Genomic DNA, 12,084 nt, shown 5'->3' with positions numbered 1-12,084 from the left:
GGTTCGCATGTCAGCCTCGCAGCTCGACGACGTCGCCCGCGGTGCCCGTCGCGCCGCCCGGGCGGCGCCTGCTCCTGGGGATCGCGCCGTCGTCGACGATCTGCCCGTCGAGCAGGCTCACCACCCGGTCGGCCATGCTCGCCACGCGGGCGTCGTGGGTGACCAGGACGATCGTCTGGCCCTGCCGGTGCACCTGGCCGAGCAGCCGCAGGACATCGCGGGTGTTGCGGCTGTCCAGATTGCCGGTCGGCTCGTCGGCCAGCAGCAGCCGGGGCTGGTTGGCGAGCGCGCGGGCCAGCGCGACCCGCTGCTGCTCCCCGCCGGACAGCTGCGCGGGGGCGGCCCCGGCGCGGTCGGTGAGCCCCAGCTCGCCCAGCAGGTACTCCCTGCGCTCGCGGGCATGGCGGGGGGAGGCGCCGCCGAGCAGCGCGGGCAGCTCCACGTTGTCGGCCACCGTCATGTTGGTCACCAGGTTGAAGAACTGGAAGACGAACCCGACCTTCTGCCGCCGGAGCACGGCCCAGCCGCTCTCCGACAGCGTGTCCGCCCGCTTGCCGTCCAGCCAGATCTCGCCGCTGGTTCGTACGTCGAGACCGCCGAGCATGTGGATCAGCGTCGACTTGCCGGACCCGGACGGGCCCATGACGGCGATGAACTCGCCGGCCTGGACGGTGAGATCGACGCCGCGGACCGCGGGCACCGGCAGCCCGCCGGTCTGGTAGATCTTCACCAGGTTGACGGCCTTGACGACGGGCGGGCCGGTCATGCCGCGCCCCCGGGGGGAGACAGCGGCGGCATCAGGGCAGCTCCTCCTGGCAGCGTTCGAGCCAGTCGAGGTCGGCCTGGAGATGCAGCATGGCGCCCTCGATCAGCAGGAGGGCCACGCGGTTGTCCGGGTCGGTGCGCTGGGCGAGCTCGTCGAGATCTCTCATCATCGACAGATAGTGCCGCCGCTGCCGGTTGACAAGAGCCATCCGGTCGGACAGGCCGGTCATCGGGGCGAGCACCAGCTTCATGAAGAACTCGTCGCGGATGCGTGGCCCCTCGGTGGGCTCGTCCGCCCAGGTCTCCAGCGCCTCACGGCCCGCCGCGGTGATGTAGTAGACCTTCTTGTTCGGCCGGTTCGACTGCTCGACGTCGACGGCCCGGACGTACCCGTCCTTCTCCAGCCGGCCCAGGGTGACGTAGATCTGCCCGATGTTGGGGGACGGGTACGCGCCGCCGAAGATGGCTTCGAGCGCCTGTTTCAGCTCGTACCCATGGGCAGGTTCCTTCGCAAGGAGCGCCAGCAGCGACTGCCGCACGCGCCACCCCCAGCCTTCGAAGCAGTTACTGGAGCGTTATCGGTCCATCCGTTGATGTCACATTACCGCTATGCATAACATGCATGCACCTACCTAACACGTATGTAACTGGTAATTAATATGGAGGCCACGTGGTCCGCCGAGCCCTCGCCGTCCTGACCGCCCTGGTGGCGGCCGGATGCGCGGGGCTCACCGACGGCGGCAGCGGCGGCCCCCAGGGGACCGGCGGCACCGGCCCGATCACACTGGCCATCGGCCGCGACACCACCGCGTACCTCGGCCCCCTGCTTGAGCGGTGGAACCGGGCGCATCCCGCCGAGCCGGTGACCCTGATGGAGCTGCCCGAGGCGGCCGACGAGCAGCGCGCCCAGATGGTGGCCAACCTGCAGGCGCACAACAGCGTCTACGACGTGCTCGGGCTCGACGTCGTCTGGACGGCCGAGTTCGCCGACGCCGGCTGGATCGTGCCGCTCGACCGCAGCCAGGTCCCCCTGGACAAGATGCTCAAGGGCGTGGCGGACACCGCCATCTACCGCGACCGGCTGTGGGCCGCGCCGTACGTGAGCAACGCCGGGCTGCTCTACTACCGCTCCGACATCCTGGCCAAGGAGCACCTGAAGCCGCCCAGGACCTGGGCCGAGCTCCGGGACGAGGCCACCCGCCTGGGCCCGAAGTACCACATCGGGGGCTACGCCGGGCAGTTCCTGCCGTACGAGGGGCTGACGGTCAACTTCGCCGAGGCGGTGCAGTCGGCGGGCGGCTCCATCCTCAGCTCCGACGCCCGCCGGGTCACGATGGATCTCGGCAAGGCGCGGACGGCGCTCGACTTCCTCGCCGGCGGCGTCAAGGACGGGTGGATCCCCCGTGAGGCGCTGACGTACAAGGAGGAGGAGTCGCGGCTCGCGTTCCAGGAGGGGCGGCTGCTGTTCGCCCGCAACTGGCCCCACGCGTACGGCCCGGCCACCCATTCGGCCCTGAACGGCAAGTTCGCCGTGACCAGGCTGCCGGGGCTCGACGGCCCCGGATCCAGCTCCCTCGGCGGGCTCAACCTCGCCATCAGCGCCTATTCGAAGCGGCAGAAGTCGGCCCTCGACTTCATCCGTTACTTCACCGGCCGGGAGATCCAGCGGCTGGTCCTGACCGAGGGGTCCTTCCCCCCGGTCTGGGCCGAGCTGTACGACGACCCGGCCCTGATCAAGCGGTTTCCCTACCTGCCCGTGCTCAAGGAGTCGATCCTGTCGGCCCGGCCGCGTCCGGTCACCGCCAACTACAACCAGGTCAGCCTGGTCATCTCCAGCGCCGTCTCCGGCGCGCTCACCCTGACAGAACCCGTTGAAGAGACCGTCGCCGAGCTGCGACAGCAGCTCGGCGAGGTGATCCAGCCCGGAGGATAGAACATGCGCAAACTCCCCCCGATGGTCGCGCTCCTCGCCCTCGCCGTCGCGGCGTGCGGCGGCAACTCCGCCGACACCCCGGCCGCGGGCCAGAGCAGCGGCGCCGCCGCCCCCGCCGCCAAGCCGCTCGCCGGCGAGAAGATCGAGGTCGCGGCCAAGTGGACCGGCGACGAGCAGGCCAACTTCCAGAAGGTCCTCGACGCCTTCCAGGCCAAGACCGGCGCCGTCGTCACCTACACCGCCACCGGCGAGGACACCGGAGCCTTCCTCGGCCCGCGCATCGAGGCGGGCAAGGCGCCGGACGTCGCGATCCTGCCGCAGCCCGGGCTGGTCCAGCAGTACGCCGACGACAACTCGCTGAAGCCGCTGTCGCCGGAGGTCCAGGCGCAGATCGACCAGAACTACACGCCGTACTGGAAGGAGCTCGGCTCGGCCAAGGGGCAAGTGTACGGCGTGCTGGTCAAGGCGGCGCACAAGTCGCTCATCTGGTACCGCCAGCCGGCGTTCGACGACGCCGGGGCCCAGCCGGCGGCGACCTGGGACGACCTGATCGGCAAGACGGCGCAGACCCTGTCGGACTCCGGCACGACGCCGTTCGCGCTGTGCGGAGCCTCGGGCTGGACGCTCACCGACCTGTTCGAGAACATCTACCTCTCCTCGGCCGGCCCGGAGAACTACGACAAGCTGTCGAAGCACGAGATCCCGTGGACCGACCCCTCGGTCACCACCGCGCTGCAGAAGATGGCCCAGATCGTCGGCAAGAAGGAGTTCATACTCGGCGGCCCGTCCGGCGCGCTGCAGACCGACTTCCCAACCTGCGTCACCCAGGTCTACGGCCAGAAGAAGGCCGCGATGGTCATCGAGGCCGACTTCGTGGCCGCCTCCGTGGGCCAGTCGGGTGCGAAGGTCGGCGAGGACGCCAAGATCATGCCGTTCCCGAAGGTGGGCGACACCCCCTCCGTGATCCTCGGAGGCGACGTCGGCGTCGTGATGAAGGACTCCAAGGGCGGCCAGGCCCTGCTGGCGTTCCTGGCCTCCAAGGAGGGCGGCGAGGTCTGGGCCAAGCAGCCCGGCTACCTGTCCCCCAACCGCAACGTCTCCCCCGAGAACTACCCGGACGACCTGACCAAGCAGCTCGCCCAGACGATCATCTCCGCGGGTGAGTCGGCGCGGTACGACATGTCCGACCTGGCCCCGAGCGCCTTCGGCGGCACGGAAGGCAAGGGCGAGTGGAAGGACCTGCAGGACTTCGTCCGTAACCCCTCCGACGTGAAGGGCACGCAGAGCAAGCTCGAGGCGGACGCCGCGAAGGCCTTCAAGAAGTAAGGAAGGACGGCCGTGACCGAACGGTTGGACGGCCCGCAGGCCCCCGGCGGCGACTCCGCCGCCGGGGACTCCCCCGGCCCGCGACAGATTCCCACCGGCGGCGTGCCCGCTCCCGACGCCCCCGAGACTCACGACACTCCCGACACCCCCGACGCTTCCACGGCTCCCGGGGCCGCAGAGGCCGCCGGCGTCTCCAATGAGGGGGCCGCACCACGGAGGCTCGGCCCGTCACCGAGGCTGGCGGTGCTCTTCCTGCTGCCCGCGCTCCTCCTGCTCGCCGCCTGGATGCTCTACCCCATCGCCTACTCGGCGTACCGCAGCCTCTACGACGCGACGGGCAACCGGTTCGTCGGGCTGGGCAACTACCTGTCCATCTTCACCGACTCCGCGACCCTGACCACGATCAGGAACAACGTGATCTGGGTCGTGGTCGCCCCGATCATCGTGACGGCGCTCGGCCTGATCTTCGCCGTGCTCACCGAGCGGATCCGGTGGGCGACGGCGTTCAAGCTCATCCTGTTCATGCCGATGGCGGTCTCGCTGCTCGCCGCCGGGGTCATCTTCCGGCTCGTCTACGAGCAGGACCCCGACCGCGGCGTGGCCAACGCCGTCGTCACCACGATCCACGACGCGTTCTCCTCCAGCCACGGCTACCCCGGCGCCCGGCCTCGGGAGAACGACCAGGCGCCCGCGGTCGTGCAGGGCGGCGCCGTCGTGGCCAAACAGCAGGCGCAGGCCGGCCGGCCTGTGCTCATCCCCCTCGTGGGGCTGAACCAGGACGCCGTCAAGGGAGCCGCGCCCGCGAAGGCGGCGCCCGCCGGCGGTCTCAGTGGCACCGTCTGGCTCGACGTCGTCCGCGGGGGCGGCGGCACTCTGAACCAGATCGACACCCAGGAGAAGGGCCTGGCCGGCATCACGGTGGAAGCGGTCTCCGGCGGCGCGGTCAGGGCGACGACGGAGACCGCGCAGGACGGCACGTTCCACTTCGCCGGCCTGCCCGACGGGTCCTACACCCTGCGGCTGCCGCAGTCGAACTTCACCGCGCCGTTCAACGGGATCAGCTGGCTCGGCCCGTCGCTCATCACGCCGGCGATCATCGGCGCGTACATCTGGGTCTGGGCCGGGTTCGCGATGGTCCTGATCGCGGCCGGGCTCTCGGCGATCCCCAGGGACGCGCTGGAGGCGGCCCGCATCGACGGCGCGACGGAGTGGCAGGTGTTCCGCCGGATCACCGTGCCGCTGCTCGCGCCGGTGCTGCTCGTGGTCTTCGTCACGATCATCATCAATGTGCTCAAGGTCTTCGACCTGGTGTTCATCATCGCGCCGGGCTCGGTGCAGCCGCAGGCGAACGTGATCGCGCTGGAGATGTGGCGGGTCTCGTTCGGCGGCGGCGGCAACCAGGGCATGGGAAGCGCGCTGTCGATCCTCCTGCTCGTGCTGGTGGTGCCGTTCATGATCTTCAACATCCGCCGGTTCAGGAGGGACGAGCGATGACAACCCTGGCCGAACCGATCCAGGCGACGCCCGGAGTCCGACGCGGCCGGGCAGGCCGCCTCGTGGACCGGCTGGGCGGCGGCGTGGTCCAGATCTTCATGGTGCTGATCGCGCTGTTCTGGCTGCTCCCGACGCTGGGGCTGCTCATCGTCTCGATGCGCGGCGAGACCGCCAACAACTCGACCGGCTGGTGGACGATCTTCACCAAGCCGGCCGAGCTGACGATCAAGAACTACTCGAACCTGCTCGCGTCCGGGTTCAGCTCGTCGTTCTGGAACACCGTGCTCATCACGGTGCCGTCCACGGCGCTGGTCATCGGCATCGCGGCGATGGCGGCGTACGCGTTCGCCTGGATCGAGTTCCCCGGCAGGGACACGGTGTTCCTCGTGGTCATCGCGCTGCTCGTGGTGCCGGTCCAGATCGCGCTGATCCCGATCGCCAAGTTGTACGGACTGCTCGGCATCTTCGGGTCGATAACCGGGGTGGTGCTTTTCCACGTCGCGTTCGGCCTGCCGTTCGCCATCTTCCTGCTGCGCAACTTCTTCGCGGGAATTCCCAGGGAGCTGCTTGAGGCGGCCCGCATGGACGGTGCTCCGGAGTGGCGGATCTTCGCGACCGTGGTGTTCCCTCTGGCCAAGCCCGCGATCGCGTCGCTCGGCATCTTCCAGTTCCTCTGGGTGTGGAACGACCTGCTCGTCGCGCTGGTCTTCGCCGACTCGGCGAACCAGCCGATGACCAAGGCCTTGCAGTCCCAGATGCGGCAATTCGGCACGAACGTCGACATCCTCGCACCCGGTGCATTCCTGTCGCTGATCGTGCCGCTGATCCTGTTCTTCGCGTTCCAGCGGTATTTCGTCCAGGGACTGCTCGCGGGGTCGGTCAAGTAGCGTCCGGATGCGCACTTCACGGGGGGAAAAGCGCGCATCCGGACTAGGCCCCATTGTGGGGGCCCGGGGCCCCCGATGTCCCCTAATCGGGGACTCGGGTATTCAAGATGTCGGATGCCCGCTTTACGGGGGTAGGCGGGCATCCGATGTTTTCCGCCGGTGTCTCCCGTACGGAACGGGGAAAGCCGATAGAGTGCGCGACCATGTCAGGACGTCCGTTGCATGAAGTCGTGGAAGCCGGGTGGGCCGAGGCCCTCGCACCCGTCGCCGCGCAGATCACCGCCATGGGTGACTTCCTCCGGCAGGAGATCGCCGAGGGCCGGCAGTACCTCCCGGCCGGGCCGAACGTGCTCCGCGCGTTCCAGCAGCCCCTGGCCGATGTCCGGGTGCTGATCGTGGGGCAGGATCCATATCCCACGCCCGGCCATCCGGTGGGCCTCAGCTTCTCCGTCGCCCCCAACGTGCGGCCGCTGCCGGGGAGCCTTCGCAACATCTTCACCGAGTACACGGCCGATCTCGGCCATCCCCAGCCGTCCAACGGCGACCTCACCCCCTGGACCGAGCAGGGCGTCCTCCTGCTGAACAGGGTGCTGACGGTCATGCCGGGCAAGCCCGCCTCGCACCGGGGCAAGGGCTGGGAGGAGGTCACCGAGCAGGCCATCAAGGCACTCGTGGCCCGGGGCGGCCCGCTGGTCGCGATCCTGTGGGGCCGTGACGCCCGCAACCTGCGCCCGATGCTCGGCGAGGTGCCGTGCATCGAGTCCGCCCACCCGAGCCCGCTGTCGGCCCGCAGCGGCTTCTTCGGCTCCCGGCCCTTCAGCCGGGCCAACGAACTCCTCGTCCGGCAGGACGCCGCACCCGTCGAATGGAAGCTGCCGTGACGGCTGCCGATAGGATCCCGACCATGAGCGATGGAACGGATACGGCTCGCTACCTGCGGCTCACGGTGGACCTCGTGGTCGAGGTCCTCGACATCGGCGCGCTGCAGGCGGCGGCTCTCGCGGAGATCCGCGACCCCCAGACGGAGCTGGACGACGGCGAGCGCCAGGAGCAGATCGAGCTGGTGAACACCGACGAGACCGGCGCGGCGGCCCTGCAGTGGCTCATCGAGCCCGATCACGTCCTCGGGCTGGTCGAGCACGTGGCCGAAGTGGAGCCCAGGGAGGCCATGCTGGGCGTCGAGCCCTCCGACGGCGTCCTCGAGGAGGAGGACGAGGACGACCACGAGTTCGACGGGCCCGGCCACCTTCACTGATCCTGCCCGGTACAGCGCCGGCGAGCTCGACGGCTTCGAGGGCAGACGACCGTCGAAGCTCTAGACGACCTCGAGCCGGCGGGGAGGCCCGGCCGGGAGCTCGACCTCGATCGGGTCTCCCGGCCGGACCTCTCCACCGGCCAGCACCACTCCCATGACCCCCGCCTTGCGGACGAGCCCGCCGTGTTCGTCCCGGTCCAGCACCGCCTTCATCAGGCCGTCCTGGAACCGGTCGAGCTGCGCGCAGGGGTTGCGCAGGCCGGTGACCTCCACCACGGCCGAAGCGCCGATGCGCAGCAGCGTCCCCGTGGGCAGGCCGAGCAGGTCCACACCCCTTGTCGTGACGTTCTCCCCCATGTCCCCCGCCCGTACGGCGAAGCCCTGGGCGCGCAACTCGTCGTGCAGCTCCTCGTGGATGAGGTGCACCTGACGGAGGTTGGGCTGCGAGGGGTCGCGGGCGACCCTCGACCGGTGCTTCACCGTCACACCCATGTGGGCGTCGTCCTCGACGCCGAGACCGGCCAGAAGCCGGATGGCATGCGCGTTCGGCTTGCTGAAGGTGTGGCCTCCGCTGCGGCTCACGGCCACCACCACCGCGCCTGTGCTCATCGTCCCCCCTCCGGGGATCATCTTCGCAGACCGGACATTGGGTCCGTGTCACTGGTGGCCCAGCACGGCGTGCGGCCGGTAGGGCGCTTCGAGCCGGGCGACCTCCTCCGGGGTGAGCGCGATCCCCAGCGCGGCCACGGCGTCGTCAAGGTGGCCGATTTTGGTCGCGCCCACGACGGGCGCGGTCACCTCCGGCCGCCCCACCAGCCAGGACAGGGCGATCTGCGCGGGCGGCAGCCCTCGCGCGCCGGCGACCGCCCGGACGGCGTCCACCACATCGAAGTCGGCCTCGCCGTACAACTCGTCTGCGAGTGGATCGCTGCCGGACCGGACGGTGCGTCCCCCGCCGCCCCGTTCACGCGTGCCGACGAGCAGGCCGCGGGCGAGCGGGCTCCACGGGATCACCCCCACGCCCTGATCACGGCAGAGGGGGATCATCTCGCGCTCCTCCTCGCGGTAGGCGAGGTTGTAGTGGTTCTGCATGCTGACGAACCTGGTCCAGCCGTGGCGCTCGGCGGTGTGCTGCGCCTTGGCGAACTGCCAGGCGTACATGCTGGAGGCGCCGATGTGGCGGGCCTTGCCCGCCCGCACGACGTCGTGCAGGGCCTCCATCGTCTCCTCGATGGGCGTCTCGTCGTCCCACCGGTGGATCTGGTAGAGATCGACGTAGTCGGTGCCCAGGCGCCGCAGCGACGCGTCGACGGCGGCCAGGATGTGCTTGCGCGACAGTCCCCGGTCGTTGGGCCCCGGTCCGGTCGGAAAGTAGACCTTGGTGGCCAGCACGTAGTCCTCACGGCATCCGAACAGCTTGTCAAGCAGCCGCCCGGTGATCTCCTCGCTCGCGCCCTCGGAATACATGTCGGCGGTGTCGAAGAACGTGACGCCGGACTCGACCGCTCGCCGCACGACGGCCTCGGCCGCCTCACCGCCGAGGTGCCACGCTCGCGAGCCGGCGTCACCGTAACTCATCATGCCGAGGCAGATCCGCGACACCTTCAGGCCCGACGATCCCAGGCTCACGTACTTCATGGTCTCTCCGTTCGGAGTGGGTTCCTTTGTGGAGGGCGACGGCGCACACGACCAGGCCGACTCCGGCCACCTCGACGACCGACGGCACCTGTCTGAGCACGAGGACGCCGATCACCGTGGCCGTCGCCGGGAGCAGAGCGACGAGCAGCGCGTACGTGGACCGGCTCATCCTGGCCATCGCGAGCTGGTCGCACACGTAGGGGATGACCGAGGAGGTGATCCCGACGCCGATCGCCGCGCCGAGCAGGGTGATGTCACCGAGGGCGGGACCGGCAGGCAGCAGGCTCACGGGGAGGATGAACGCCGAGGCCGCCAACATGGCCAGGGCCAGCCCGTCCAGGCCCTTCAGCCGCTGGGCGACCCGGTGGGCCAGCACGATGTAGGCCGCGAACAGCGCGGCGTTGGCGAAGGCGAAGACGAAGGCGGTCACGTTTCCCGCCAGCCGGATGTCGGTCAGCAGGTAGACGCCGGCCACGGCGCCGGCAAGCGCGGCGAGGTTGCGGCCGGTGCGAGCGCCGACCGCGGCCAGCGCGATGACCGGCAGGAACTCGATCGCCGCCACCGTGCCCATCGGCAACCGCGCGATCGACAGATAGAAGCAGGCGTTCATGGCGGCGAGCACGGCGCCGAGAGCGACCACGTCCCGCCGTCCTCCCGCACCGAGCCGGGCGTAGGCCCGCCAGGGACGGCACCACATCGCCAGTACCACACCGGCGCTCCAGATGCGCAGGCCCGCCACTCCGAGGGGCGGGATCCGGGCGAACAACAGCACCGCGAACGCCGGGCCGAGGTAGTGAAAGATCGCGCTTCCGACGAAATAGAGCCAGGGGGAACGCTGGAGAAGGCCCACACCGGATTGTCAGCCAGATCGTTAACGTGGCGGAATGACGAACCGAAGGATACGCCCGGAGCGCGCCTACGAACCGAAGGCGATCGACGCCGTCGACCGACGCATCCTCGTCGAGCTCCAGGCGAACGCCCGGCTGAGCCTCGCCGAGCTGGGCCGGCGGGTCGGCCTGTCGGCGCCGTCGGTAGCCGAGCGAGTGCAGCGGCTGGAGGACACGGGAGTGATCACGGGGTATCGCGCCGAGGTGGACCCCCGGGCGCTTGGCTTCCCCCTCATGGTGATCGTCCGCGTCCGTCCGGCGGTCCGCCAGCTGCCGCGCATCGCCATGATCGCCAGGGAGATCCCCGAGATCGTCGAGTGCTACCGGATGACCGGCGAGGACTGCTTCCACCTGACCATGCACCTGCGCGCGATCGACGAGCTCGAACCCATCCTCGACCGGTTCACCCCCTTCGGGCGGACGACCACGTCGATCGTCCAGTCAGCCCCCGTCCCCCGCCGTCCCGTGACGCCGGACGAGCCGGCATCACCCCGCCGGGAGCCCGCGTTCGAGGACGCGCCACCGTTGTGACGTCAGGCGCCGAGAAGCTCCTCGCGGCGCCTGACCAGGGACTCCTGGTAGCGGGTGAGCTCCCCGCACCTGGCCGCCAGCTGGTTCACCATGCCGCCGACCCATTCGGCGACCTGCCGCACCGACTCCGCCGTACGCGCGATCCGCTGGTGCTTCAGCGCGTCGGTGATGATGTTGTCGAAGAAGACGTCGGCGAACCACCGGGTGTCCACCTCGGGCAGCCGCGGAGCGGCGGTGACACCGATGTCGGCCAGCTCCCGGGAGAACCGGTCGAGCACGGCCTGGGCGTGCCACGCCGCCTCGCTTGCCTGCCGGAGGTGTCCGTGCTCCACCATGTCGGCGAAGCCGCCGCCGCCCAGCATGTCCCAGGTGGAGGCGCCGCGGGCGCTCCCCAGGAAACGCATGACATAGGCGACCGCCTGAGCCGCCGCCATCCCGGCCTGGTGCGCCTCCTGGTGCTCACGCAGGTCGGCCGTCACGCCGGCGAGCCGGGTGGCGACATCGGCGAGGTCCCGGCCACGCGGGTCTCCCGAGTCGACCAGCATCCGCTCCTTGCGCGCCAGCAGTGCCTCCAGCTCGCGTCCCGGGTCACCGGCCTCCGCGAGACCCTGCTCCGCCGCGCGGAGGTCGGTGGCCAGCCAGTCGAGCCTCGTCCGCTGGCCCTTGACACGCTCCCGCACGGCGGCGGCCTCGGCGCGCTCCCGGGCCAGCCGCTCGTCCTTGTTCCCCGTCAGGCCGGACAGGAAGGCCGTGAAACCGCCCTGCTCCAGCTTGGCGACGTCACGGTCCTCCTTGGCGAGCTGTCCTTCCAGCTCGGCGAGCAGGTGCCTGACCTCGTCCATCTGGTGGAGAAGGGCGGCACGCTGCCGGGTGAGCTGCTCGCGGCGACGGGCCCGGTCCCGGGCGTCGCGTATCTCTTCGTCGATCGCAGCGAAGGGGGTCACATACGGCAGACGTGCGGCCCGCGTCGAATGGTTCCCGCGCCTCGTACCCGCCCGGACGCCCGGCGGGCGTCGTGCCCGACGCCCGCCAGGTGTAGCGTCCGGACAGGGAGGAGCGATGGACGACAAACCGATCACGACCATCGGGCGGTGTTACGCGTGCCGGCGTGCCTTCGCCTTCGATCCGTCGACCGTCACCCTCTTCGACGTCGACCCGGCAACCGGTCTCCCTCCGGGCATGACGCCTCTGGGATCCATGCGCGAGCCCACACCGGAAAGCCTGGCGAGGGCCGTGAAGGAGCCGGTGTGCCCCCGATGCGTCGAGAAGGCCCGCGCGTTCCTCGACGCCCCCGCGGCCCCGTGGCCCCCGTGGCCGCGACCTGACCGCTGATCACGACGCCGCCCGCCGGTGCGGGTCCTTGTCTCG

At 70.1% G+C, this 12,084-nt stretch carries 14 protein-coding genes; 8 read left to right on the top strand and 6 right to left on the bottom strand.

The genetic code is table 11. The features are described 5' to 3' along the window. Positions 1 to 10: 10 nt before the first annotated feature. A complete protein-coding gene (locus AB0B72_RS29905; RefSeq protein WP_367742490.1) occupies positions 11 to 766 on the bottom strand; it encodes an ABC transporter ATP-binding protein in 756 nt (251 codons plus the stop codon). A 31-nt stretch (positions 767 to 797) separates the two neighbouring features. After that, positions 798 to 1,304 carry a PadR family transcriptional regulator gene (locus AB0B72_RS29900; RefSeq protein WP_367742489.1) on the bottom strand — a complete coding sequence of 169 codons (507 nt, stop codon included), beginning with the start codon at positions 1,302 to 1,304 and terminating at the stop codon, positions 798 to 800. A 131-nt stretch (positions 1,305 to 1,435) separates the two neighbouring features. Here AB0B72_RS29900 and AB0B72_RS29895 point away from each other — a divergent pair, with 131 nt between their 5' ends. From AB0B72_RS29895 to AB0B72_RS29870, 6 genes are all read left to right on the top strand, one after another. Beyond that, positions 1,436 to 2,698 (top strand): ABC transporter substrate-binding protein, encoded by a 1,263-nt coding sequence (locus AB0B72_RS29895; protein WP_367742488.1) that lies wholly within the window; start codon positions 1,436 to 1,438, stop codon positions 2,696 to 2,698. A 3-nt stretch (positions 2,699 to 2,701) separates the two neighbouring features. Next, positions 2,702 to 4,024 carry an ABC transporter substrate-binding protein gene (locus AB0B72_RS29890; RefSeq protein WP_367742487.1) on the top strand — a complete coding sequence of 441 codons (1,323 nt, stop codon included), beginning with the start codon at positions 2,702 to 2,704 and terminating at the stop codon, positions 4,022 to 4,024. 12 nt (positions 4,025 to 4,036) lie between these two features. Then, positions 4,037 to 5,518 (top strand): ABC transporter permease subunit, encoded by a 1,482-nt coding sequence (locus AB0B72_RS29885; RefSeq protein ID WP_367742486.1) that lies wholly within the window; start codon positions 4,037 to 4,039, stop codon positions 5,516 to 5,518. Continuing rightward, positions 5,515 to 6,405 carry a carbohydrate ABC transporter permease gene (locus AB0B72_RS29880; protein WP_367742485.1) on the top strand — a complete coding sequence of 297 codons (891 nt, stop codon included), beginning with the start codon at positions 5,515 to 5,517 and terminating at the stop codon, positions 6,403 to 6,405. Before AB0B72_RS29885 ends, AB0B72_RS29880 begins: the two co-directional genes overlap by 4 nt. 203 nt (positions 6,406 to 6,608) lie before the next feature. After that, complete coding sequence (locus tag AB0B72_RS29875; protein ID WP_367742484.1) at positions 6,609 to 7,286, top strand: uracil-DNA glycosylase; 678 nt, start codon at positions 6,609 to 6,611, stop codon at positions 7,284 to 7,286. Between the two features lie 23 nt (positions 7,287 to 7,309). Next, positions 7,310 to 7,660, top strand: a complete 351-nt coding sequence (locus AB0B72_RS29870; protein ID WP_367742483.1) for a hypothetical protein — start codon at positions 7,310 to 7,312, stop codon at positions 7,658 to 7,660. Positions 7,661 to 7,720: 60 nt separating this feature from the next. Here AB0B72_RS29870 and AB0B72_RS29865 read toward each other — a convergent pair whose 3' ends face one another. The 3 genes from AB0B72_RS29865 to AB0B72_RS29855 are packed head-to-tail and all read right to left on the bottom strand — an operon-like array spanning position 7,721 to position 10,148. Then, a complete protein-coding gene (locus AB0B72_RS29865) occupies positions 7,721 to 8,269 on the bottom strand; it encodes an MOSC domain-containing protein (protein WP_367742482.1) in 549 nt (182 codons plus the stop codon). Between the two features lie 48 nt (positions 8,270 to 8,317). Continuing rightward, complete coding sequence (locus tag AB0B72_RS29860; protein WP_367742481.1) at positions 8,318 to 9,298, bottom strand: aldo/keto reductase; 981 nt, start codon at positions 9,296 to 9,298, stop codon at positions 8,318 to 8,320. Then, positions 9,225 to 10,148 carry a DMT family transporter gene (locus AB0B72_RS29855; RefSeq protein ID WP_367742480.1) on the bottom strand — a complete coding sequence of 308 codons (924 nt, stop codon included), beginning with the start codon at positions 10,146 to 10,148 and terminating at the stop codon, positions 9,225 to 9,227. Before AB0B72_RS29855 ends, AB0B72_RS29860 begins: the two co-directional genes overlap by 74 nt. Before the next feature lie 34 nt (positions 10,149 to 10,182). Here AB0B72_RS29855 and AB0B72_RS29850 point away from each other — a divergent pair, with 34 nt between their 5' ends. Continuing rightward, positions 10,183 to 10,716 carry an Lrp/AsnC family transcriptional regulator gene (locus AB0B72_RS29850; RefSeq protein ID WP_367742479.1) on the top strand — a complete coding sequence of 178 codons (534 nt, stop codon included), beginning with the start codon at positions 10,183 to 10,185 and terminating at the stop codon, positions 10,714 to 10,716. 2 nt (positions 10,717 to 10,718) lie between these two features. On the opposite strand, the gene AB0B72_RS29845 is transcribed toward AB0B72_RS29850, so the two are convergent. Then, positions 10,719 to 11,660, bottom strand: coding sequence for a hypothetical protein (locus AB0B72_RS29845; RefSeq protein ID WP_367742478.1), 942 nt, complete (start codon positions 11,658 to 11,660; stop codon positions 10,719 to 10,721). A 115-nt stretch (positions 11,661 to 11,775) separates the two neighbouring features. Here AB0B72_RS29845 and AB0B72_RS29840 point away from each other — a divergent pair, with 115 nt between their 5' ends. After that, positions 11,776 to 12,048, top strand: a complete 273-nt coding sequence (locus AB0B72_RS29840; protein WP_367742477.1) for a hypothetical protein — start codon at positions 11,776 to 11,778, stop codon at positions 12,046 to 12,048. Positions 12,049 to 12,084 lie beyond the last annotated feature (36 nt).

The sequence above is a fragment of the Microbispora sp. NPDC049125 genome (genome assembly GCF_040802045.1).
GTDB lineage: Bacteria > Actinomycetota > Actinomycetes > Streptosporangiales > Streptosporangiaceae > Microbispora.
This window is presented reverse-complemented; position numbering and strand designations above follow the sequence as displayed.

Excerpts from the sequence above, each read along its gene's own strand:
- AB0B72_RS29905 (WP_367742490.1), bottom strand. The coding sequence starts at position 766 with ATGACCGGCCCGCCCGTCGTCAAGGCCGTCAACCTGGTGAAGATCTAC.
- AB0B72_RS29890 (WP_367742487.1), top strand. The coding sequence starts at position 2,702 with ATGCGCAAACTCCCCCCGATGGTCGCGCTCCTCGCCCTCGCCGTCGCG.
- AB0B72_RS29880 (WP_367742485.1), top strand. The coding sequence starts at position 5,515 with ATGACAACCCTGGCCGAACCGATCCAGGCGACGCCCGGAGTCCGACGC.
- AB0B72_RS29875 (WP_367742484.1), top strand. The coding sequence starts at position 6,609 with ATGTCAGGACGTCCGTTGCATGAAGTCGTGGAAGCCGGGTGGGCCGAG.
- AB0B72_RS29870 (WP_367742483.1), top strand. The coding sequence starts at position 7,310 with ATGAGCGATGGAACGGATACGGCTCGCTACCTGCGGCTCACGGTGGAC.
- AB0B72_RS29865 (WP_367742482.1), bottom strand. The coding sequence starts at position 8,269 with ATGAGCACAGGCGCGGTGGTGGTGGCCGTGAGCCGCAGCGGAGGCCAC.
- AB0B72_RS29860 (WP_367742481.1), bottom strand. The coding sequence starts at position 9,298 with ATGAAGTACGTGAGCCTGGGATCGTCGGGCCTGAAGGTGTCGCGGATC.
- AB0B72_RS29850 (WP_367742479.1), top strand. The coding sequence starts at position 10,183 with ATGACGAACCGAAGGATACGCCCGGAGCGCGCCTACGAACCGAAGGCG.
- AB0B72_RS29840 (WP_367742477.1), top strand. The coding sequence starts at position 11,776 with ATGGACGACAAACCGATCACGACCATCGGGCGGTGTTACGCGTGCCGG.